The 397-nt window shown below is 79.8% G+C and carries 1 pseudogene; it reads right to left on the reverse strand.

Annotation, left to right across the window (positions count from 1 at the left end):
• Positions 1 to 397 (reverse strand): annotated as a pseudogene (locus LKX83_RS31945) (polysaccharide biosynthesis C-terminal domain-containing protein); the annotation flags it as partial.

Consider the following 397-nt stretch of genomic DNA (forward strand, 5'->3'; position numbering starts at 1 on the left):
TCAGCGCGGCGGCGGCCGCGTAGGCCGCCAGCGCGGCGAGGGCGGCGCCGGCGATGCCGAGTGCGGGCGCTAGCGCCGCGTTGAGCGCCGCCTTGACGAGCGCGGCGGCGGCCAGGTGCAGGGCCGGCGAACGCAGGTCGCCGAGGCCCTGGAGCAGCGCGGCGCTCACCGCCTGGAGCGCGGCCCCGAGGCTCGCGATCGCGAGCAGCGCCATCGCGCCCGTGCCGTTCGCGTTCGCGAACAGCGCGACGTTGACCGGCTTCGCGAGCAGCGCGAGCCCGATCGCCGCGGCGCCGCCGAACCACCAGGCGAGCCGCATCGTGAAGGCGGCCTGCTCGCCGAGGCCCGCGGCGTCGCCCCGTGCGCGCGCCGCCGTCAGCGCGGGCACGAGCGCGGC

It is taken from the genome of Cohnella baijiui, from assembly GCF_020731285.1.
In the GTDB taxonomy this organism is placed as follows: domain Bacteria; phylum Bacillota; class Bacilli; order Paenibacillales; family Paenibacillaceae; genus Cohnella.